The sequence below is a fragment of the Helicobacter cynogastricus genome, from assembly GCF_900197855.1.
Lineage (GTDB): Bacteria > Campylobacterota > Campylobacteria > Campylobacterales > Helicobacteraceae > Helicobacter > Helicobacter cynogastricus.
Window position 1 is genome coordinate 41,794 of sequence record NZ_FZMQ01000007.1, and the last position, 21,970, is coordinate 63,763.

Sequence of the window (21,970 nt, forward strand, 5' to 3'; positions counted from 1 at the left end):
CTCTACCAAAGCACATTGACCACATTGTTGTAATAAAAACTCCGCATATAGAGAATGTTGTGCTTGTTAGAACAAAGTGTATTGGGAGGAAGTGGCGCATTGGGGTGGCAGAATCGAAAAGTAAAGTTAAAAAGGTCTTGCCCTTGAGACTGGATATGCACAGATTCATTGACAACATTGTTAAGGCGTGTGAAATAAATTCTGCGAGGAAACACGCTAGGCATTCTAATGTCTGCTGAGGTGCTTGCTACAGCATAAATGGAAGAAAAAAGCCCTCCAAAAACGCCTAAAAATTGATTAGAGACAGCCTCTAAGCCCATTTTTAATACTGCTGAAGTGATAGCACGCGTGAGCACATAGGGAAGCTGTTTTTTAAACTCGCTTCCAATAAGTCCGTCTATCATCACCAGCTGTTCGAATCTCTTATGATGTCTTCCTGCATGCAAGGAAAAACTGGAATGAAAATCCACTCCATCTACAAGTTGTGGCAATGCTAAACTCACAGCGTATACGCCATTTGGAAGGGGAACAGGAAGACTAATTTTAAATTCCTGTTTGCTGGCTTGCTTGCCATCCTCTATAAAAATCCAAGTGAATTTTTGATCGGTGGGGTTTTGGAAAAATAAGATATCCTCACCTATCATGGTGGAATGACTCATGCCATAAGCTTCTTTGAGGTAATCGATACCCTTAGAAGGATCGTTGTTCAAAGAAAAAAACAATCCAGAAAGATAGGATACAGCGGGATTAATCAAGTTGTTGTAAGCTGTAAAACGAGCTAGGTTAGAGTAATTTTCACTTAAAACCTCATTAACCTTAGATGCTGAGGTGTCTGCGCTCAATTTTGAAGAGCCTTCATTGCGCATTCTCTCCACTGCTTTTTCAATCTGTTTATGGTAGAACTCTTTGGCGCGTCTTTGTCTGTCATTAGCGCGGTTAAATTCTACCCATGCGTCTTTCCTATCTTGCAAAATGAGATAGTCAATAGCCTTATAATAGTTCATTAACACGCTTTCATAGATGTTACCGGTATAAGTCTTGACATTGTCATTCACCAACACCGCCCCCACATTCCCTACAGATTTTGTAAAAAGATTGATGTAGCGGTCAAATTTCTTTTCGGCCAGATTGAGTGCCTTAATAGAATTTTGATACTGCCCTAACATCAGCGCACTCACGCCTTTTTGCAAATCCCATAAAGACCCGTCCTTGCGATCTTTAAGACTCATTTTATTGGCAAAATCATAGGCATTTTGCATTTCCAAAGGGGTATAATAAGCCTTGGTGAAATACTCAAACTCGGAACGATGCCCCGTACAACCTATGCCCAAAAAAATGACAACGGACAAGTATATAAAATGCAGTGCTCTCACAAAATCTCCTCTGCGCCATTTTATCAGAATGTAAGAAAAATTCCACTAAAGTTATCAGGCCTCTTCTTAGACCTATGCAATGAGATGTTAGGACAACGCTTCAGGGTGGGAACACAGCAGAGTAGCCTAGCTTTTTGTGTGCCTTAGTCATCTGAGAGGAGGTTATCCTCTTTAAGCTTTAGTTAAGAAGTTGCATGCGTTTAGTGTTTATGGGAACTCCCCCTTTTGCTCGGATTGTTTTAGATCATTTGCTAAAAGAGAATTTTGAAATTCTCGCCCTTTGTACCCAGCCTAGTAAGCCTTTTGGTCGTCAAAAAATCCTCAAGCACGCTGCTACTAAAGAATTTTTGCAACATGTCCGCCCCGATATTCCTATCTTTGAGCCTGCAAAATTAGACGATTCTATGTGCCAGATTCTTCATTCTCTTAAGCCGGATGCTATTGTTGTAGTGGCTTATGGCAAGATTTTGCCCCAATCTTTTCTTGATCTAGCTCCATGTCTGAATTTACATGGATCGCTCCTGCCTCAATTCAGGGGCGCATCGCCTATGCAAGAGATGATTTTAAATGACTTGCCCACCTTTGGAGTAAGTGTGATCAGGATGGACGCTCAAATGGATGCGGGGGATATTTTAGGTTCAGCATGCCTGCCAAGAGATCGTTATGTCAATGCTCAAGAATTAGGGTCTATGTTAGCCCCTTTGGGAGCTAAATTGCTCGCAGACATTTTACGCCACCCTTTAAAACCTACTCCCCAAGATCATGCTCAAGCCACCTATTGCACCAAAATCACCAAACAAGCAGGCTTAGTAGATTTTACAACAGCTAAGGCGATTTTTTTGAAATCTTTAGCCTACTACCCGTGGCCGGGGATTTTTCTAGCCAGCGGTCTTAAATTATTGGATATAGAACTCATAGAAACAGAGAAAACCCACACACCGGGCTGTATTTTAGATTTTGATGAAGAAGCGATACTTGTGGGTTGTGCTCAAGGCACTTTAAAAATTACAAGCTTGCAGGCACCCGGAAAGGCGCGTCTGAGTGCCAAGGCTTATTTGAGTGGGAAGCGTTTAAAACCCGGGGCTATCCTTAACTGATGCAAGTTGTAACTTTTGAAACCCTCCCTTCCACACAACTATACCTAGTAGAACAAGTCAAACATGGGCTTGTGGATTTGCCTTTGTGTGTGGTGGCTGAAAAGCAAAGTGCTGGGGTGGGGAGTCGGGGTTGCACATGGGATTGCGTGCAAGATGGCTTAACTTTTTCTTTTGGTGTTGCTTTGAGTGCGCTTGCAAGCGATGTGCCTAGACAAAGTTGGAGTATCTATTTTGGATTTCTCTTTAAACAAAGTTTACAAGCTTTAGGCCAAGAAGTGTGGCTCAAATGGCCCAACGATCTTTACAAGGGAGTGTGCAAGGTGGGGGGGATTATGAGTCAGATTGTGCAAGAAAACTTGATTTGTGGCATTGGTCTTAATCTTCAAGATACCCGCTATGGCGCGTTGGGGGTTTTGGATAAAAATTTGCTCTTAGAAGCGTTTTTAGCACAGACAGAAGCGCGTTTAAGCTGGCAAGAGATCATTGAAGCGTATCGCTTAGAATTTAAAGCGCACCATCAGGGGCACTCCTTTCATCATAATGGAGTCAAAGTGTCTTTGGATCAAGCGCAGGTGTTAGAAGATGGGGGACTACAAATTGGAGATAGAGTTTATTACGAGGCTAGGTGATTTAAGCTAAGCTTTGTTAAGATAGCGATTTTCAAGGGAGGCGTATGGATATTTCCATCAATGTGTACCTAATGTTGGTTGTTTTTGTGAGTTTTTTGATCCTGATGTGGCTCTCTCATATGTGGATTTACAAGCCCATTTTAGCAAACATGGATGCGCGCAAAAAGGCTATGGATCAAGATGGTTCTTTTGTGGATCAAACGAGTCGCGAAATTGTTGTTTTGCAAGAGGAGGCTAAAACACAGCTCAAACAAGCCCGTGCCCAGGCGCATAAAATTCTCCAAGAAGCTCTGCACAAAGCCAAAAGCGATTATGAGAGTGTTGTTACTCAAAAAGAGGAAGCTTTGAATAAGGAGTTGGAGGTTTTCATTCAAGGTTTGAAAAATAGTAGAGGTGAGCTTGCTTTAGAATTGTCTCAAAATTTGCCACTACTGGAAGCGTCTTTGAAACAAAAAATAACTCAGATTTAGGATAACCTGATGCGATTACTCTTATTTGGTTTTTTATTCGTGGGAGCGTGTTGGGGGGCCGGGACACATGGGATTGCGCATACAGACATTGTGCTCAGGAGTGTCAATTTTCTTTTATTTTTGGGGATAGTGTGGTACGCCATTAGCAGTCCTCTAAAGCGACTATTAGAAGATAGGCGTGCAAAAATTGCAGGCAGTCTCAACGCTCTGCAAGAACAACTTCAGACAATTAAAAGTGAAAAGGAAAATGCGATCAAAGCCCTAGAAATGGCTAAACAAGAGGCTAGTCAGATTGTTTCCAATGCCAAGCAAGAAGCTTTCTTGCTTACACAAAAATATGAACAGCAAACTAAGAACGCGATTGAGAAGTTGCTTAAAGAACAGCAAGATAGGAAAGATAAGGAAGCTTTGAAAACCCAGCAGGCTGTTATAGATGAAGTACTTGAGAAGCTTTTTGCCTCCGATCAAGTCAGCTTTGAAACCCCCACTTATGTGCATCTCTTAGAAAAGGCTGCAGGATGAGTCTTGTTGCTAAAAAATATGCCCGTGCTCTTAGGGAGAGCTTTGTAAACAATGTAGAGTACATCCTTGAGGTTTTGGAGAACTTAAAGTCTCTTTATACCTGCACTGATTTTGTAGAGTTTTTAGAATCTCCTTATTACCCTAGTAGCTGTAAACAGGCTTTTTTGTGTGAGAGGTTGGAAGATAAAGATGAGCGTTTGGTGCGTTTTTTAGAAGTGCTCAGCGAACATAAGCGACTGATGATCATTCCTGATATTTATCAGGAAATTTACGCATGGGTGCAACACCAACGCAATATCTACAAAGGCTATCTTTACTGCAATCAAGTGATAGAAGCCCTAGAACCCCTAGAAAGACAAGTGGCAAGATATCTGAATATTACCTTAAAGCTAGAGGGTGTACTTGTGCAACAAGAAGGCATCAGGTTGGAGATTCCTGATTTAGGTGTAGAGGTGGCCTTTTATAAAGAGCATTTTTTTCGCCAACTCAAACGCCACATTATGGAAGCGGTTTAACATTATAAAGGAGAGCGCATGTTGAAATTAAAACCTGAAGAAATTAGTAGTATTATTAAAGAGAGGATTGAAAATTTTGCTCCCGACATCAATATTGCTCAGGTGGGTCGAGTTATCGCTTATGCTGATGGCGTGGCTAAGGTTTATGGACTTAAAGATGTGATGTCTTATGAGGTTGTAGAATTTGAAACCGGCGACAAGGGTTTAGCCTCCAACTTAGAAGAGGGCAGTATTGGAGTAATTGTACTTGGAGGGGGTAAAAATATTAAAGAGGGTACTTCGGTTAAGCGCACTAAACAGCTGATGAAAGTGCCAGTGGGCGATGGCGTGATGGGGCGCGTGATCAACACTTTGGGCGAACCTATTGATGGCAAGGGAGCTATTCGGGCTGATGAATTTAAATTTGTTGAACAAAAAGCTCCCGGAATTATGGATCGTAAATCCGTCCATGAACCTTTGCAAACGGGTATTAAAGCCATTGATGCGCTTGTGCCTATTGGTCGTGGGCAAAGAGAATTGATTATTGGGGATAAACAAACTGGAAAAACTACCGTGGCAATTGATACCATTATCAACCAAAAAGGCCAAGATGTTATCTGTATTTATGTTGCCATTGGACAAAAAGAATCCACCGTGGCGCAGGTAGTACGCAAACTGGAGGAATACGGCGCGATGGAATATAGTGTGGTTGTCAATGCGCCCGCTTCAACTTCTCCAGCGATGCAATATCTTGCCCCCTATACTGGAGTAACTATTGGAGAATACTTCCGCGATCATGGCCGTCATGCTCTCATTATTTATGATGATCTAAGCAAGCATGCTGTAGCTTATCGAGAGATTTCTTTGATTTTAAGACGACCGCCCGGACGCGAAGCTTTCCCCGGGGATGTATTTTACATTCACTCAAGATTACTGGAACGCGCAGCAAAAATGAGTGATGAGAAGGGTGCGGGCTCTCTGACTGCTCTACCCATCATTGAAACCCAAGCAGGCGATGTTTCTGCATACATTCCTACCAATGTCATTTCCATCACAGATGGGCAGATTTTCTTAGAAACTGACCTTTTTTACTCCGGTATTCGCCCAGCTATCAATGTTGGACTATCTGTTTCTAGGGTAGGTGGGGCAGCCCAAATCAAGGGCACAAAACAAGTTGCGGGCACTTTACGCTTAGATTTAGCTCAATACCGCGAATTGCAAGCCTTTTCTCAGTTTGCCTCTGATTTAGATGAGGCGAGTCGTAAGCAACTAGAACGCGGACAACGCATGGTGGAGGTGTTAAAACAACCTCCCTACTCCCCCCTGCCTATTGAAAAGCAGATTGTGATGATCTATGCGGGGGTTAAAGGCTTTTTGGATGATGTGGCAGCTAACAAGGTGGTCTCTTTTGAAGAGAGGTTGTATCCCTTTTTAGAGTCTAAATATCCTAATATCCTGGAAGATATCCGCACGAAAAAAGCCCTAGATAAAGATTTAGAAGCAATGCTCAAAACAGCTATTGAAGAATTTAAGCTAGGTTTTTAAGATGGGCGCGAGTCTTAAGGATATTCGTAAGAAGATTGCCAGCGTTAAGAACACTCAAAAAACAACGCGAGCTATGAAATTGGTTTCCACTTCTAAGCTTAAAAAAACCGAAGAAGTGGCTAAACGATCTCGAGTCTTTGCCCAAAAACTTAATGAGGTGGTGAGTGATATTTGTGCCAAGATTAAAGCCCGTCATATTAAGGGTATTGAGAGTAAATATTTTGCGAACCTTGAACGCAATGCCATTCAAAAAATTGATATTATTTTTGTAACTGCTGACAAAGGTCTTTGTGGGGGGTTTAACATGACCACCATCAAAGAGGTGTTACGCCATATTAATCTCTACCGCACACAAGGAATCAAGGTGCGTCTGCGCGGGATTGGAAAAAAAGGTGTGGCTTATTTTACTTATAATGGCATCGATCTTTTAGACAAAGCCACAGATTTAAGTTCAGCACCCGATTATGAAAGGGCGAGTGCATTTATTGATAGAGCCGTGCAGGACTATTTAAATGGCCTTACAGATAGCGTTCTCATTGTACACAACGGCTTTAAAAATATGATCTCTCAAGAGTTGCGCGTACAACAAGTCTTGCCCCTAGATTTTACACAAGTAACCACTCAGGAACAAGAGGGTATTGTTGTTGAACCCGATGATGAAGAAGGGATCATTCTCGATGCGTTGGCAAAAAAATTCATTGACTTCAACATGTATTATGCTCTTTTGGATTCTTTGGCGGCTGAACATAGTGCGAGAATGCAAGCGATGGATACAGCTACCAATAATGCCGCTGATTTAGTCCGCACTCTTACGATTTCTTACAATAAAGCCCGTCAAGAGGCGATCACAACTGAGCTTGTTGAGATCAATGCCGGCGTGGAAGCGATCAAATAAAGGAGAACTATGGAAGGAAAGATTGTACAAATTATGGGACCTGTGGTGGATGTGGAGTTTGAAGACTACCTACCCGCCATTTATGAGGCTTTAGATATAGCTTATGAATTTGATGGGGAGGCTAAAAATCTTGTCTTAGAAGTGGCTGCTCACTTGGGGGATAATCGTGTGCGTACCATTGCGATGGACATGACAGAGGGGCTCACACGGGGGCAAAAAGTGGTTGCTCGGGGTAAAATGATCGAAGTGCCTGTAGGTGAGGAAGTTTTAGGGCGTATCTTTAATGTTGTAGGAGAGGTGATTGACAATCAAGAACCTCTCAAAGCTCCTAAGACCTGGCCTATCCACCGCGCTGCCCCTTCTTTTGAACAACAGAGCACCAAAACAGAGATGTTTGAAACCGGTATTAAGGTGGTTGACTTGCTAGCTCCCTATTCTAAAGGGGGAAAAGTGGGGCTCTTTGGGGGTGCTGGGGTTGGTAAAACCGTGATCATTATGGAGTTGATCCACAATGTCGCCTATAAACACAGCGGTTACTCCGTTTTTGCGGGTGTGGGTGAGCGCACCAGAGAGGGTAATGACCTTTACCACGAGATGAAAGAGGGGGGCGTTCTAGATAAAGTCGCCCTATGCTATGGACAAATGAATGAACCCCCAGGAGCGAGAAATCGCATCGCCTTTACGGGTCTGACTATGGCAGAGTATTTTCGCGATGAAAAAGGCTTAGACATCTTAATGTTTATTGATAACATCTTTAGATATGCCCAATCAGGTGCTGAGATGTCTGCCCTTTTAGGGCGTATCCCTTCAGCGGTGGGCTATCAACCCACCTTAGCAAGTGAGATGGGGAAACTTCAAGAGCGCATCACTTCAACCAAGAGTGGTTCGATCACCTCTGTGCAAGCGGTGTATGTGCCTGCTGATGACTTGACAGACCCCGCCCCCGCATCAGTTTTTGCCCATTTGGACGCGACCACCGTTCTTAATCGTAAAATTGCTGAAAAGGGGATCTATCCAGCTGTAGACCCCCTAGATTCAACTTCTAGGATTTTAGACCCTCAAGTGATTGGGGATGAACATTACAGAGTGGCAACCGGGATTCAACAGATTTTGCAAAAATATAAAGATTTGCAGGATATTATCGCCATTCTAGGGATGGATGAGCTCTCTGAAGAGGATAAAAAGATTGTGGAGCGCGCCCGTAAGGTAGAAAAGTTCCTCTCTCAGCCTTTCTTTGTGGCCGAGGTGTTTACAGGCAGTCCGGGCAAGTATGTAACCCTTCAAGAAACTTTAGAGGGGTTTGGAGGAATCTTAGAAGGCAAATATGACGAGATTCCAGAAAATGCTTTCTATATGGTGGGCAATATTCAAGAAGTCTTAGAAAAATACGAGAAAATGAAGGGCGAAAATAAGGATAAGAAAAACGCCTCTTAAAGGGAAAATATGGGATTACTTGTCAGTATTGTAGTGCCTCAGGGGTCAATTTTTTCTGGGAGTGTAGATCGCCTCACTTTGCCCGGGGTTGAGGGGGAATTTGGAGTTTTGGAAGGGCATAGCAATATGGTTTCCTTGCTCAAAAGTGGGGTGATTGAGATTGAGCGCAATCATGAAAGTAGTTTAATCGCTATTAGTTGGGGCTATGTCGAGGTGAGACATACTAGCGTGGATATTTTAGCAGATGGAGCAGTTTTCATTAAGGGAGATGATGAAGTTTATAAGGCTAAAAAACTCTTAGAAGATGCGACTTCCGATCGCCTCGCGATTTCTAGCGTGATCGCGCGAATCGAAACACGAGGTTTGAGGTAAGCGTGGGTTCTTTACAAAACTTCATTTCTGAGAGCGGGCCGGTTACTTTGGCTGTTCTGGCCCTTCTTTCCCTGTATTTCATCCTCACTTTGTGGGTGTTTTTCTACAAGTATGTCTCTATAAAAACTAATATTCTTAAAGAGCAACATGCCTTAGAAGCCCTCATGGCAGGTAATCAGAGCATGTTGACTATGAAGCTTTTTGAAAGTACGGGGCGTTTTTCTAAAGAACTTCTTTTGATATGGAAGAGTCAAGTCCTTCAAAGTAACACAACCGGGCTCGTGTTACTCAGTATTATTGCTTCTACAGCCCCCTTCATTGGCCTTTTTGGAACAGTGGTAGAGATTTTAGATGCTTTTGGGCGTTTGGGTGCGCAGGTTTCTTTTGATGTCATCGCTCCGGTCATCTCTAAGGCTTTGGTAGCCACAGCTGGGGGTATTTTAACTGCTATCCCTGCTTACTCTTTCTTTTTAATTCTTAAACGCAAGGTTTACGATCTTTCAGTGTGTGTTCAAATGCAAATCGATTTTCTGATTGCTAAGGAAAGCTAGAATGCATGAGGTGGAGTATTGGGACACCGACAAGCCTGAACTCAATATCACCCCTCTTGTAGATATTATGCTCGTTTTGCTGGCGATTTTGATGGTCGCTACCCCTACCATTACCTATCAAGAGAAAATTAGTCTTCCAAAAGGTTCTAAAAATACTCGTGTTTCTAAGGAGAAAGTTCTAGAGATCCGGATGGACATTAACCATAAAATCTATATTCTCGATCGCCATTATGACTATGAGAGTTTCCGTACGGCCTTCCCTCTTTTGGTTCGCACTTATGCCAAGAATACTGCAGTCTATATTCGTGCAGACAAACGCTTGCCCTATGAGAGCATCATCTTTTTGCTTAAAACCATTAGGGAGGCAGGCTTTTCTAAGGTTTCTCTTATTACCAGTGCGTGATGGAAAATAAGGCACTTGGAATTGGAGCAGGAGCATTAGCCTGCGCCTGCTATGCCGTACTTTTGGGTTTACTGCTCAGTAAACAAAACTATGACATCGCCGTGATGCCTGAAGAAAGCATCGATGTAGATTTTATTGCCAACTCCCCTCCCATGCCAAAATCTATCCCTACATCCCCAGCACCTATTCCCTTTAAAGATCCGGGTATCAGCGATATTTTTTCTTCTGTTGCAGAGCCTAGCAAGCCACAAAAATCTACCAATGTCCAGCAAAGACGGGATATGCAAGAAGTCCAAAACTTGCTAAAGACGATGGAATTTAGCCAGCACCAACAAGCTTTCAAGGATATACAAAGTAGCTTGAGTGCCATGAAAGAAAAGTTACAAACCCTGCAACATAAAAACATCGATCTGCAAGTCCCCAAAGAAGAGAAAAAGGCGACGCAGGAGTATCAAGCTTGGTTTCAAAATCTCTATGCAATTTTGTATGGGCATTGGAAATTAGGGTTTAAGCAACCTGCCTCTGTGCGTGCTCTTATCACGATTTCTGCAACTGGGCAGTTTAGCTATGCCCTAATCAACTATTCTCCCTTTCCTCAATACAATCAAGAAATCGAGAATCTTTTAAGTGCGTTGCAAGGGCAAAAATTCACTCCCTATCCTAAGGGCTCTATTACATTAGCGGTAAATTTCACAACAAGGGATCAATGATGCGTTTTTTATGGTTCTTCGTATTGGGTTGGCAGATTTTATGGGGTGCGGATGCCACTTTAGACATTATTAAAAATATTGAAAAACTCCCCAGTGTGGCCGTGCGTTACCTAAAGGCCTCTCAAGAACCCTACCTAGCTAAAATTTATACCATGTTGCTTGCTGATCTTAAAATCAGCAACCATGTTAAGACGATTGATTTGGGCGCACAGACAGAACAAATTGACTATGCTGCATTGCAAGCCAAGCAAGCTACCCTATTGGTGAGTTTGCGTGTGGATAAATTAGGACAGGTGAATGTGCGTTTTTATGATGTAGCCCATCAAAGCGTCTTGGGTATAAAAGACTATACCTTTAACAAAAAACCCCTTTATCCCTTCATTGCGCATCGTGTAGCCATTGACATTAATGACGCTCTCAAAGCCCCCTCGATTGCCTGGATGGCTCGCTTTGTCGTTTTTGCCAAATATATAAAACCCGGGGTAACCAAAATTTCTGTCGCCGATTATACTCTCACATACAGGCAAGACATTATAGATAATGGCATGCTCAATGTTTTTCCCAAATGGGCTAATACCGATCAAAACGCGTTCTATTACACTCAGTACCTACACCACCCCACTATTATCAAATACAACCTGCGCGATGGAACAAGTGAGGTCATTGCAGAAAGTGAAGGTATGGCCGCTGTGTCTAGCGTAAGTCGCAATGGCCATAAACTTCTTTTGACACTGGCCCCTAATGGTCAAAGTGATATTTATCTCTACGACACGATTAAAAAGAATAGTATTCGTCTCACAAAGTATCAAGGAATTGATGTTTTAGGTAATTTTGTTGCTCATGAAAAAGGAATGGTGTTTGTTTCAGATAGAGCAGGTTATCCCAATGTTTATTTTAAAAAGCTCCAACCAGATGCACCTATCGAACAAGTAGTTTTTTACTCTAAAAATAACGACTCGGTGGCTGCTTCAGGGAACAACATTGTTTATGTGAGCCGTGAAAATCGCGATGAAAATGGCCAAATTAGTTTTAATCTACATTTTATCACTTTGAAGAGCGATTATGTACGCCGTCTTACGGCTAGTGGTATTAATCAGATGCCTCGTTTTTCTCAAGATGGCAAAGTAGTTATGTATCTTAAAAAAGCTTCTCAGCAAAGTGCTTTAGGCGTAATCTTGCTTGACTATAATCAAAGCTACCTTTTTCCTTTAGAGGGCGTACAGATTCAGTCTTTTGATTGGTGATTGTCATAATATTAATAAAATTTAGGGTAAAATCAAGGTTTACCCCAGCAATTAGATAAGGAGAGTTATGAATAAGTGGTTGGCAGCAGGGGCTTTAGTGGCTTTGTTGGTGGCAACGGGTTGTGGTTCAAAGGGTGCTAAACCAGCCCCCCAATCCCCCAAAGGCCAAAGTGCAGAGAATCCACAAGAGCAACCGGTGAATAATGCGACTCTACATCCAGAAGGAGTCCAAGAGAATACCCCACCAAAATCTCAAACCAAAGAAGGGCAATCGGATACAACCCCCACCTCAGATGCACAGAATGCCCAAAAAAATGCTACTAACACGCCAGAAGCAGCTCCTTCTCAAGAGCCACAGGCCGAGCAATTTAAAAATGGGGAGATAGTAGGGCAAGTCTATTTTGATTTTGATAAATATAATGTGCGTCCCGATATGCAAGATGCAGTCGATCAGGGGGCACAAAAGATTCAAGATTCCAAAATGAAAGTACTTTTAGAGGGCAATACCGATGAATTTGGCACAGGTGAATATAATTTTGCTTTGGGGAATAAAAGAGCATTAAGTGTCAAAGAAGCCCTAGTGGTTAAAGGCATCGCACAAGATAGTATCCGCACGGTAAGCTTTGGAGAAAGCAAGCCTATCTGCTTAGAAAAAACTAGAGAATGCTATCAAAAAAATAGAAGGGTTGACATTAAAGTCGTGCAATAATGCGTTTTTTGGCTTTAGTTATATGTGGAGTTTTGTGGCTAGAGGCCGAGCCTTCGGCTTTTGACCTGCAAAGTGGCGCAACCAAAGAGGAACTCAGCACTCTTAAGTCAAGCAATAAAAATCTGAGTAATGTGCTTGCCACTCTTAAAGGTCAGGCAAGTAGTTTAGCCCAAAATCAAGAAGGGCTTAGAAGTCTTTTTGAAGGTCAAGGGAATAAGATCAGGCAACTTGCAGATGTCCTTGCAACACATGATAGCACTCTCAAGGCCATTAAAGCCACTCAGGACATGCAGGAGAATTTGCTCAAGCAACAAGGCAGCTTGATCGAAGCTCTTAAAACTCAAATAGATGTTAATAAAAGTGCTATCGCCCAACTCGATCAAAAAATCAATGACATGAATGCTGTTCTTACAAAAATGAACACCGATTTTGCAACCAAGTTAGAGGAGATTCAAGGCGTTATCCAAGCACAAGCCAACAGTAACGCCGAAAAACTTAAAGACCTTGCGCGTCTCCAAGCTAAGATGCTTGAAAAAACCCAAGAAGCTCCTCAAGAAAAATCAGAAGATTTAGATTTTAAAAAGGACCTATCTAGGAAACCCAAAATCTTTCGAGAAGCCCTGAGTTTATATCGTCAAAAGCATTTTAAGCAAGCTCAAACCCGTTTAGTATGGTTAGGAGATAATGGCTTTAGGGTTGCCTATAGCTACTATATGGCTGGTGAAGCGGCTTATGCGCAAAAAAACTATAAAGAAGCCATTGTTCTTTATAAAAAGAGCGCGCTTGTCAAAGAAAAGGCGGAATACATGCCTATTTTGCTTTGGCACACCGCTTGGTCTTTTCGATTCTTGGGCGACCAAAATACTTATTTGAAGTTCTTGCGTTCTCTTTCTAATCTTTATCCAGAAAGTGAGCAGGGTAAAAAAGCCCTCCCTTTGCTGGGCAAATCTTCATCTAAAGGATAACGATGCAGGCAAAGCAAGTCGCTATCATTGAATACGAGGTACTTGATCCACAAACACAAGAAATACTCGATTCTAATTTAGGCAAACAGCCTTTGGAGTTTATCATAGGCGCAGGGCAGGTGATTGCAGGTGTAGAAAAAGCACTTGAAAAGGCTGTGATTGGCGAGGTGATGGTTTTGCACATTCCTCCTGAGGACGCTTATGGCGTATATCGTACGGATTATCTGCAAGAAGTGCCCAGGGATCAATTTGAAGGTATTGAGCTTAAAAGAGGTATGACTCTTTTTGGCCAAAGCGAAAATCAAGAAAGTGTGCAGGTGAGTGTAAAGGATTTTAGCGACCAGATGGTGATGTTGGATTATAATCACCCTTTAGCCGGTAAAGAGCTTCTTTTTCGTCTGAAGCTTTTGGGTTTTAGAGAGGCTTCCCCTCAAGAGATAGCCATATCCAAACACGCCAACCAGGGATGTTGTGGGGGTGGATGTGGGTGCAAACATTAGTTTAGTTTGAGCTTATCTTTATGCGCACTTTGAATATTGGAATTATTGGGCTTGGCAGTGTGGGAATGAGCGTTGTGGATATCCTGCAAAAAAGCCAAGAAAGCATTTCTAGGCGTTGTGGGGTGCGTTTGCAAGTGTGTAAGGGGGTTGTGCGCGATCTATCCAAGCCACGAAAAGTAAATTTTGCCCTTAGCAATCAAGCCACAGATATTTTAGATGATCCTAAGATCGATATTGTAGTGGAATTGATTGGTGGTATGCAAGAAGCTTTTGAGATCGCTCAACAGGCTCTTAAAAAACAAAAACTTTTTGTAACGGCCAATAAAGCTATGCTTGCGGTGCACTATTTAACTTTGCAAAATTTGGCAACAAAGGCGATAGGCTTTGAGGCCAGTGTAGGGGGAGGATTACCTATTGTCAATGTACTTAAAGATGGATTGGCAAGTAGTGGGATTCTTCGCCTATCAGGCATTCTCAATGGCACAAGTAATTTTATTTTAAGTCAAATGGAACAAGGGCAGAGTTTTGAAAAAGCCCTTAAGGAAGCCCAAGAATTAGGCTATGCCGAAGCCGATCCTACCCTAGATATTAGCGGTGAAGATAGCGCGCATAAACTCGTTATTTTGTCTACTTTAGCCTTTCAAACGAGGCCAAAAGTTGACTTCATTTCAGGCATTGAGAACCTCAGCAATATTGATCTTGAGCATGCGCAATCTTTGGGCTATCGCATTAAATTGCTCGCTCATGCCCAGTGGCAAGATCACAATTTGAGCTTGAGAGTATGCCCTACTTGCATTCCCCAAGCGCACTTTCTTGCTCAAGTGAATGGGGTGATGAATGGAGTGGCAATCAAGGGAGATTATGTGGGTGAAACTTTTTATTATGGTCCTGGTGCAGGGGGGTTAGCTAGCGCGAGTGCAGTTGTGAGCGATTTAATAGCTCTAGCTAAAAATCCCACTCCACCTCCACCCATTCACCCCATTTCCTACACCCCTGTAGACTTCCCCACTTCCTATTATCTGCGCTTGCAAAACTCTAACTCTCTTTTTTGCCTGCAAGAGTTGGGTATTCTTAGCTATCATTGTGATAAAGACAGGGTGATTTGTATCACCAAACCCACCACTCAAGAGAAAATCCAAGCACTTTTTTCAGCGCGCCAGCTAGATTGTGCATTACCCATTTATGAGTCGTAAAAAAGGTCTGTTGGCCGAAGATTTAGCCTGTATTTATCTAAAAAATATGAGCTATGAGATTGTAGGGCGCAATTTTTGTTGTCGTTTTGGAGAGATTGATGTTATTGCCTTCAAGGAAGGAGTTTTACATTTTATAGAGGTTAAGCAACGCCGTATGGGTGATCCCGCTTTAACTATTACACCTGTTAAATTAGAGAAATTATCTAAAAGCATTGGGATTTATTTTCAGAAACACCCCCAACATGTCCCTTACCCTTATTGCTTAGATGCTTTGCTAATATATGGAAGTTTACAAAACCACACAATCGAATGGATTGAAAATCTAAGTGCATTGAGTTAAAGGTGAACTTTATCTTTGAAAATGTAATATCTTGACCTAATATAAATTTGAGGAGTATATATGGCAGACTATATTGAATTGACCCATGAAAATTTTGATAGCATAACGGGTAGTGGTGTTGTCGTGGTAGATTTTTGGGCTCCCTGGTGTGGACCTTGCAAAATGCTTTCCCCCATCATTGATGAATTGGCAGGGGAATATAAAGGTAAGGCTAAAATTTGTAAAGTGAATACAGATGAACAAGACGAATTGGCAGCCAAGTTTGGTATTAGGAGCATTCCCACCGTGCTTTACATGAAAGACGGCGAGGTAAAAAACCAGACCGTTGGCGCGCTCTCCAAACAAGACCTCAAGAAAAATATCGACGCGTTGCTATGATCGATTTGGCTATCATTGGTGGGGGACCGGCTGGGTTGAGTGCGGGATTGTACGCGACACGAGGCGGGCTTAAAAGCGTTGTGCTCTTTGAGAAAGGCATGCCCGGAGGGCAGATTACTCAAAGTAGCGAGATTGAGAATTACCCTGGAGTGAAAGAGATTGTCAGCGGTTTGGACTTCATGCAACCTTGGCAGGAGCAGTGTTTTCGCTTTGGTCTCAAACATGAGATGATCGCGGTAGTGCGTCTAAGTGTAGAGGGTGAATATTACCGCGTCCACTTAGAAGATGGCAATTCTTTAGAGACAAAAGCCGTCATTTTGTGCACAGGTGGGCGACCTAAACGGACAGGTATTAAGGGCGAAACAGAGTTTTGGGGCAAAGGCGTGAGTACTTGTGCTACTTGTGATGGTTTTTTTTACAAAAATAAAGAGGTGGCAGTTTTAGGAGGCGGAGATACTGCTTTAGAGGAGGCGATCTACCTTACTAAGATGTGTTCTAAGGTACACTTGATCCATAGGCGGGAGAGTTTCCGCGCTGCACCTGTTACTCTTGAGCATGCAAAAGAAAACCCCAAGATTGAATTTATTACCCCAGCGGTGGTAGAAGAGATCAAGGGAGATGTTGGGGGCGTGAGTGCTCTAAGTATTAAGGATCTAAAGACAGGTGCGATGCGCGAATTGAGCGTGCCTGGGTTGTTTATCTTTGTGGGCTATGAGGTCAATAATGAGATACTCAAACAAGAGGATGGGAGCATGCTTTGTGCTTGTGATTCCTATGGCTCTGTTTTAGTGGACCTCTCTATGAAGACGAATTTGAAGGGTCTCTTTGCTGCTGGAGATGTGCGCACTCAAGCTCCTAAACAGGTTGTTTGCGCTGCTGGAGATGGTGCGACAGCAGCCCTTTCAGCTATCGCCTATTTGGATGCACACGCCTAATGGATATTGGAGTTTTTGGAGCGAGTGGTAAAGTAGGAAGACTTCTTATCCAAGAGATTAAGAAGACTGCCGATCTCAATCTCTCCAGTGTTTTTGTTCGTAAGAATCTCACCCCTGCTTTGGTCCAGATTCTTCCCGAGAGCGCGTTTGTTACCAATAATTTGGAGCAATTTGTACAACATTGCCAACTCGTAATTGACTTTTCTCTCTCTAATGCTCTCTCTTCTCTCTTAGACATTTTAAGCCAACACCCTTTGCCTTTAGTTTCAGGCACAACAGGTTTAGATATGCAAAGTTGGGATAAATTACAAAATTTAGCCAAGCATGTTCCCGTATTGCACACCTCTAACATGTCTCTTGGAATGGCTGTACTCAATAAGGTTGTGGCTTCAGTGGCCAAGAATCTTAAGGAGGCAGATATTGAAATTATAGAAACTCACCACCGCTACAAAAAGGACGCGCCCAGCGGGAGTGCCCTGACCTTGGGTAAAACCTGTGCACAAGCCCGTAATTTAGAGTTTCAAGAGATATATGCGCCCAAAAGAGACGCGCAACGACAAGAGAAGGAAATTGGTTTTGCCAGTGTGCGCGGAGGTGATGTAGTTGGAAAACATGTAGTTGGTTTTTACTTGGATGGAGAGTATTTAGAATTAACCCATGTGGTTACTGAGAGAAGCATCTTTGCAAAGGGTGCGTTAGAAGTGGCAAGGTGGCTTGTTTCTCAGCCTCCGGGTTTTTATAGTATCGAAAATCTCTATGCTAAGGGATAGTTTATCGCCCTTGTCCCTAGTGGCAATTTTCTTTTTTGCGCCTTTGCGATTAACTAAAATTCCATATAATTGCGCTACCACCTATGTTCAAGGATGTCCATGCACGGCTCTAGTATCTTTGAAAAACTCACCCATTCTTTTCAAGAAAGTTTAGATCAAGCCCTCTCGCTTGCCTTGCATGCTCATAATCAGGAAGTGCATCCGCTTCATTTGATTTGGGCATTGTTGAGCAACACTCAATCTCTCCTAAATCAGGCATTGATGAAAATGGGGGTGGATAGATCTGCCTTAGAATTGCAGGCTAAAAGTTTGGTAGATAAGCTCCCCAAGAGCTCCCAAGTGAGCGCGCAGGGTTTGCAGTTGAGCAAAGAATTTTTAGATGCCCTGCACAAGGCTCAGGGTTTGAGTGTGCAACAGGGAGATAGCTATGTGGCTGTCGACACTTTTTTAATCGCTAATAGCACTCTCTTTAAGGAAAATTTTGCTGGACTTATGGACTCGCTTGAGCTTGTCAAAACCCTAGAGAGTATGCGTAAGGGGGTTAAAATCAACCAACCCCATGACGATGCCAATTTTGAAGCTTTAGAAAAATATGGCATCAATCTTACGGCTAAGGCACTAGAGGGCGCGCTCGATCCTGTGATTGGGCGCGATGAAGAAATCTTGCGCATGATGCAAATTCTCATCCGCAAAAGTAAGAATAATCCCATTTTGCTAGGAGAGCCCGGGGTAGGCAAAACGGCGGTTGTGGAAGGCCTAGCCCAGCGCATTGTAAAAAAAGAAGTCCCTCTTTCTTTGCAGCATAAACAAGTGGTGGCACTGGATTTAAGCTTGCTCATCGCCGGGGCAAAGTATCGGGGCGAGTTTGAAGAGCGACTCAAGAAGGTCGTTGAGGAAGTGAAGCGCTCGGGGAATGTGATTCTTTTCATTGATGAAATCCATACCATTGTAGGTGCGGGGGCGAGTGAGGGGAGTATGGACGCAGCTAACATTCTAAAACCCGCGCTTTCTAGGGGCGAGTTGCACACTATTGGCGCAACCACTCTGAAGGAATACCGCAAATATTTTGAGAAAGATAGCGCGCTTGTGCGCCGTTTCCAGCCTATCAATATTGATGAGCCTAGTGTGCATCAAACTTTACAAATCCTCAGAGGTCTTAAAGAAAGTTTAGAGGCACACCATAATGTGAGTATCACCGATGGCGCGCTAGTGGCCAGTGCTAAACTCTCTCAACGCTACATCCCCCAACGCTTTTTGCCCGATAAGGCGATCGATCTCATCGATGAGGCTGCTGCTGAATTGAAGATGCAAATCGAATCGGAACCCTACGCGCTCTCTAGCATTAAACGCCAAATCCAAAATCTCGCCATAGAAGAACAAGCTCTTTTGATGGAAGAGAGCGCGCAGAACAAGCAACGCTTAGAGGAAGTCAAAAAGGAATTAGAGAGCGTTAAAGAAGAATCTCAACGCCTAGAGGCGCAGTTTGAAAACGAAAAGGGTGTTTTTAAATCTATTGCTCAAGCCAAAACGCAATTAGAACAACTTAAAAGAGAATCTGAGAGGGCGCGTGCAATGGCAGATTTTGAGCGCGCAGCCAAGCTAGATCATGGTGAGATTCCCAACCTCACCCAAGAGATTCAAAACCTAGAAGCCAAATGGGGAGATTTACAAAAAAATGGTTCTCTTTTACAACATGCCGTTACTAAGGATCACATCGCGCGCGTGATCAGCCAGTGGACACAAATCCCCGTGTCTAAAATGCTCCAAGAGGAAAGAGAGCGGGTTTTACACATTGAAGAGGAACTTAGAAAAAGTGTGGTGGGTCAAGAAAACGCCATCTTGGCGATTGCTAAAGCGATCAAGCGCAACAAGGCAGGGCTAGATGATAGCACAAGACCCATTGGGAGTTTTTTATTCTTAGGTCCTACAGGTGTGGGGAAAACACAGAGTGCCAAGACGCTGGCCAAATTCCTTTTTGATAGTCAAAAAAATCTTATCCGCTTGGACATGAGCGAATACATGGAAAAGCATGCGGCAAGCCGTCTTGTGGGCGCGCCTCCGGGTTATGTGGGTTATGAGGAGGGGGGGCAGTTGAGCGAGTGGGTGCGGCGTAGCCCCTATAGCGTGATTCTCTTTGATGAAGTGGAAAAGGCACATCCAGATGTCTTCAATCTTCTCTTGCAGGTTTTAGATGAGGGACATTTGACAGATAACAAAGGGGTCAAGGTAGATTTTAAAAACACCATCATCATTTTAACAAGCAATATTGGAAGTGAAAAAATCATTGAAATCTCCGATCCCACCTTGCAAAAAAAGGCCGTCCAAGAGAGTTTGCGCGCCTATTTTAAACCCGAGTTTTTAAACCGCTTAGATGATATTGTGATTTTTGAGCCATTAGCTCAAGCAGAGATTACTAAAATTGTGGGGCTTCTTTTTGCAGAAATTCAAAAAAAAGTTGCCGAAAAAAATATTGTTTTAGAACTGACACCACAAGCTCAAGAATATATCGCAAAAGTTGGCTTTGATCCCATCTATGGAGCTAGACCGCTCAAGCGTGCCTTAGCCGAACTTGTAGAAGATCAATTAGCCACTCTCATTTTAGAAGGCACACTAGAAGAGGGGCGCGTGATCTTCGATCTTCAAGGAGATAGCGTAGTGGCAAATATTATCTCTTAAGGGGTGGCTATGCGTTCTTTTTCCTTGGGCAAGCAGGTTGTGGCTTTGTGGGTATTAACAACTATTGCGGTGATAGCAATTTTGCTTCTTTTTGCGCAGAATAATAGGGCTTCTGTAAAACAGATGAATAAACTTGTCAACGAGGATTTGCAAAAGCTTTTAGCCGAAAAAATCCAGTTATCTACAGATGTGCTAGCGCACACCATTGCCCAATCTCTCAAAGAGAGTCGAGGTTCTGAAGAAGAAAAGAAAAAACTCATCGCTGCAGCATTGCACGGATTTCGTTTTGAAGAGGATCGGTCGGGGTATTTTTTCGTGTGGGATGAGTATAAACCTATTTATACTGGCAATTCCTCATATAAAATAGGCAAAGACCTCAGAAATACCACCGACATCAACGGCGTTCACTATATTCAAGATCTGTACAAGGCGGCTATGAAAGGGGGAGGTTTAGTTTATTATGTTTCCCCAAAACCTTTGCCCAATGGACAAACGCGTCTCACCAATAAGGTCTCTTATGCTCAAAAGATTGAAGGCACAAATCATTGGTGGATTGGTGTTGGGCTCTACATGGATAATATAGCCCAACGCACCCAAACTATCACCCAAACACTTGAAAATAGTCTAATGCGTAAATTTTATCTGAGCGTCTTCGTTGTTATTATCTTTTTTGCACTGGTAGTTGTGCCTCTTTATTACCTCTTTTATCGCAGAATTACAGGCAACATTAGTGCGCTCAACAGCGGTCTTAAAGATTTTTTTGCCTTCATCAACTATAAAAATCAAAATGCGCCCAAAGTCATTGCATTGCGATCTAAAGATGAATTAGGAGAGATGGCTCAAGCTCTTAATCAAAATATGCAAGAGGCTTCTACTTATTTGCAAGCTGACCGCCATTTTTCTAAAGAGGCTCTCATGGTACTCAATGGCGCGCGTACCGGAGATTTTACTCAAGATATTCGATCGGCAGCAACTAATCCTGAACTCCAACACTTGGGGAGCAACCTCAATGCTTTTTTGAGTTTTCTTAACACAATCTTTCAAAATATTTCCAACGCTATCCAAACCTATTCGCAGAATGATTTTAGGGTTTTGATAGACACTAGCAATTTGCAAGGTAGGTTTTTAAACCTCGCTAATAATATCAATACGCTCCAAAGTAGTATTGTAAACTCTCTGAAGCATTCCCTAAACATTGCCAATGCCCTTTATCAAGAAACAAATACCCTCAATGAAGCCACCCATGCTCTCCAAGATGCTTCTAAACAACAAACCACTTCTTTGGAAAAAACCGCTAACGCCATCGATCGCATCAACGAGTCTATGCAAGATGCAAACACTAAAAGCAAGGACATTATCGAACAATCTGAAGGGATTAAAAATATTGTCGTGATCATTGCTGAAATTGCCGATCAAATCAATCTTTTAGCACTCAATGCCGCCATAGAAGCCGCCCGTGCTGGTGAACATGGACGCGGGTTTGCGGTGGTGGCTGATGAAGTACGCAAACTTGCGGAGCGCACCCAAAAATCTTTAGGCGAAATTGAGGGCAACACGCAAGCACTCACGCCAGAGTATCAATGAAGTTGCTGGTGCTATCGAGATTCAAACTCAAAGCATTGCAGAGATCAGCACGGCTATGAGTGCTTTGGAAGAGACAATGGCGCACAATGCCAAGATCGCCACCACCTCATCATCAATTAGCGAAAATGTACAGCGGATCGCCCAAAATATTTTAGATGAGGCACATGGTAAGAAATTTTAA

The 21,970-nt window shown here is 42.8% G+C and carries 25 protein-coding genes and 1 other RNA gene; 25 read left to right on the top strand and 1 reads right to left on the bottom strand.

The window, feature by feature from the left end; all coding sequences use genetic code 11:
* Positions 1-2: 2 nt before the first annotated feature.
* Complete coding sequence (locus C6H00_RS04325) at positions 3-1,349, bottom strand: COG3014 family protein (protein WP_233704413.1); 1,347 nt, start codon at positions 1,347-1,349, stop codon at positions 3-5.
* An 87-nt stretch (positions 1,350-1,436) separates the two neighbouring features.
* Between C6H00_RS04325 and ffs the strand changes: the two genes are divergently transcribed.
* From ffs to C6H00_RS09070, 25 genes are all read left to right on the top strand, one after another.
* Positions 1,437-1,534, top strand: an RNA gene (gene ffs, locus C6H00_RS04330) — signal recognition particle sRNA small type.
* 33 nt (positions 1,535-1,567) lie between these two features.
* The gene (gene fmt / locus C6H00_RS04335; RefSeq protein ID WP_104749810.1) at positions 1,568-2,470 is read left to right on the top strand and encodes a methionyl-tRNA formyltransferase; all 903 of its coding nucleotides are present in this window, start codon (positions 1,568-1,570) and stop codon (positions 2,468-2,470) included.
* A complete protein-coding gene (locus tag C6H00_RS04340) occupies positions 2,470-3,099 on the top strand; it encodes a biotin--[acetyl-CoA-carboxylase] ligase (RefSeq protein WP_104749811.1) in 630 nt (209 codons plus the stop codon). Before fmt ends, C6H00_RS04340 begins: the two co-directional genes overlap by 1 nt.
* A gap of 44 nt (positions 3,100-3,143) precedes the next feature.
* On the top strand, positions 3,144-3,569 hold the full coding sequence (locus C6H00_RS04345) for a F0F1 ATP synthase subunit B family protein (protein WP_104749812.1): 426 nt from the start codon (positions 3,144-3,146) through the stop codon (positions 3,567-3,569).
* Between the two features lie 9 nt (positions 3,570-3,578).
* Entirely contained in the window at positions 3,579-4,091 is a 513-nt protein-coding gene (locus tag C6H00_RS04350) for a F0F1 ATP synthase subunit B family protein (RefSeq protein WP_104749813.1), read from the top strand.
* Positions 4,088-4,606: a F0F1 ATP synthase subunit delta gene (locus C6H00_RS04355; protein ID WP_104749814.1), complete on the top strand. Its 519-nt coding sequence runs from the start codon at positions 4,088-4,090 to the stop codon at positions 4,604-4,606. Before C6H00_RS04350 ends, C6H00_RS04355 begins: the two co-directional genes overlap by 4 nt.
* 18 nt (positions 4,607-4,624) lie before the next feature.
* A complete protein-coding gene (atpA, locus tag C6H00_RS04360; protein WP_104749815.1) occupies positions 4,625-6,130 on the top strand; it encodes a F0F1 ATP synthase subunit alpha in 1,506 nt (501 codons plus the stop codon).
* A 1-nt stretch (position 6,131) separates the two neighbouring features.
* Positions 6,132-7,025 (top strand): ATP synthase F1 subunit gamma, encoded by an 894-nt coding sequence (atpG, locus tag C6H00_RS04365; RefSeq protein ID WP_104749816.1) that lies wholly within the window; start codon positions 6,132-6,134, stop codon positions 7,023-7,025.
* Between the two features lie 9 nt (positions 7,026-7,034).
* Positions 7,035-8,459 (top strand): F0F1 ATP synthase subunit beta, encoded by a 1,425-nt coding sequence (gene atpD, locus C6H00_RS04370; RefSeq protein ID WP_104749817.1) that lies wholly within the window; start codon positions 7,035-7,037, stop codon positions 8,457-8,459.
* Positions 8,460-8,468: 9 nt separating this feature from the next.
* The gene (gene atpC, locus C6H00_RS04375; RefSeq protein ID WP_104749818.1) at positions 8,469-8,831 is read left to right on the top strand and encodes an ATP synthase F1 subunit epsilon; all 363 of its coding nucleotides are present in this window, start codon (positions 8,469-8,471) and stop codon (positions 8,829-8,831) included.
* 2 nt (positions 8,832-8,833) lie between these two features.
* Entirely contained in the window at positions 8,834-9,382 is a 549-nt protein-coding gene (locus C6H00_RS04380) for a MotA/TolQ/ExbB proton channel family protein (protein ID WP_104749819.1), read from the top strand.
* A gap of 1 nt (position 9,383) precedes the next feature.
* Entirely contained in the window at positions 9,384-9,785 is a 402-nt protein-coding gene (locus C6H00_RS04385) for an ExbD/TolR family protein (protein WP_104749820.1), read from the top strand.
* Positions 9,785-10,495: a TonB C-terminal domain-containing protein gene (locus C6H00_RS04390; protein ID WP_104749821.1), complete on the top strand. Its 711-nt coding sequence runs from the start codon at positions 9,785-9,787 to the stop codon at positions 10,493-10,495. Before C6H00_RS04385 ends, C6H00_RS04390 begins: the two co-directional genes overlap by 1 nt.
* On the top strand, positions 10,495-11,739 hold the full coding sequence (gene tolB, locus C6H00_RS04395; protein ID WP_104749871.1) for a Tol-Pal system protein TolB: 1,245 nt from the start codon (positions 10,495-10,497) through the stop codon (positions 11,737-11,739). Before C6H00_RS04390 ends, tolB begins: the two co-directional genes overlap by 1 nt.
* A gap of 67 nt (positions 11,740-11,806) precedes the next feature.
* The gene (locus tag C6H00_RS04400; protein WP_104749822.1) at positions 11,807-12,448 is read left to right on the top strand and encodes an OmpA family protein; all 642 of its coding nucleotides are present in this window, start codon (positions 11,807-11,809) and stop codon (positions 12,446-12,448) included.
* Complete coding sequence (locus tag C6H00_RS04405; RefSeq protein ID WP_104749823.1) at positions 12,448-13,413, top strand: tetratricopeptide repeat protein; 966 nt, start codon at positions 12,448-12,450, stop codon at positions 13,411-13,413. Before C6H00_RS04400 ends, C6H00_RS04405 begins: the two co-directional genes overlap by 1 nt.
* 2 nt (positions 13,414-13,415) lie before the next feature.
* Positions 13,416-13,913 (top strand): FKBP-type peptidyl-prolyl cis-trans isomerase, encoded by a 498-nt coding sequence (locus C6H00_RS04410; RefSeq protein WP_104749824.1) that lies wholly within the window; start codon positions 13,416-13,418, stop codon positions 13,911-13,913.
* 20 nt (positions 13,914-13,933) lie between these two features.
* The gene (locus C6H00_RS04415; protein ID WP_104749825.1) at positions 13,934-15,106 is read left to right on the top strand and encodes a homoserine dehydrogenase; all 1,173 of its coding nucleotides are present in this window, start codon (positions 13,934-13,936) and stop codon (positions 15,104-15,106) included.
* Positions 15,096-15,446 carry a YraN family protein gene (locus tag C6H00_RS04420; RefSeq protein WP_104749826.1) on the top strand — a complete coding sequence of 117 codons (351 nt, stop codon included), beginning with the start codon at positions 15,096-15,098 and terminating at the stop codon, positions 15,444-15,446. Before C6H00_RS04415 ends, C6H00_RS04420 begins: the two co-directional genes overlap by 11 nt.
* A gap of 60 nt (positions 15,447-15,506) precedes the next feature.
* Positions 15,507-15,824 (top strand): thioredoxin, encoded by a 318-nt coding sequence (gene trxA / locus C6H00_RS04425; protein ID WP_104749827.1) that lies wholly within the window; start codon positions 15,507-15,509, stop codon positions 15,822-15,824.
* On the top strand, positions 15,821-16,759 hold the full coding sequence (trxB, locus tag C6H00_RS04430) for a thioredoxin-disulfide reductase (protein WP_104749828.1): 939 nt from the start codon (positions 15,821-15,823) through the stop codon (positions 16,757-16,759). The genes trxA and trxB overlap by 4 nt, the downstream gene beginning before the upstream one ends.
* On the top strand, positions 16,759-17,529 hold the full coding sequence (gene dapB, locus C6H00_RS04435) for a 4-hydroxy-tetrahydrodipicolinate reductase (RefSeq protein ID WP_104749829.1): 771 nt from the start codon (positions 16,759-16,761) through the stop codon (positions 17,527-17,529). Before trxB ends, dapB begins: the two co-directional genes overlap by 1 nt.
* A 99-nt stretch (positions 17,530-17,628) precedes the next feature.
* On the top strand, positions 17,629-20,205 hold the full coding sequence (locus C6H00_RS04440) for an ATP-dependent Clp protease ATP-binding subunit (RefSeq protein WP_104749830.1): 2,577 nt from the start codon (positions 17,629-17,631) through the stop codon (positions 20,203-20,205).
* Between the two features lie 9 nt (positions 20,206-20,214).
* A complete protein-coding gene (locus C6H00_RS04445) occupies positions 20,215-21,789 on the top strand; it encodes a methyl-accepting chemotaxis protein (RefSeq protein ID WP_324728484.1) in 1,575 nt (524 codons plus the stop codon).
* Positions 21,749-21,970, top strand: coding sequence for a hypothetical protein (locus tag C6H00_RS09070; protein ID WP_324728486.1), 222 nt, complete (start codon positions 21,749-21,751; stop codon positions 21,968-21,970). The genes C6H00_RS04445 and C6H00_RS09070 overlap by 41 nt, the downstream gene beginning before the upstream one ends.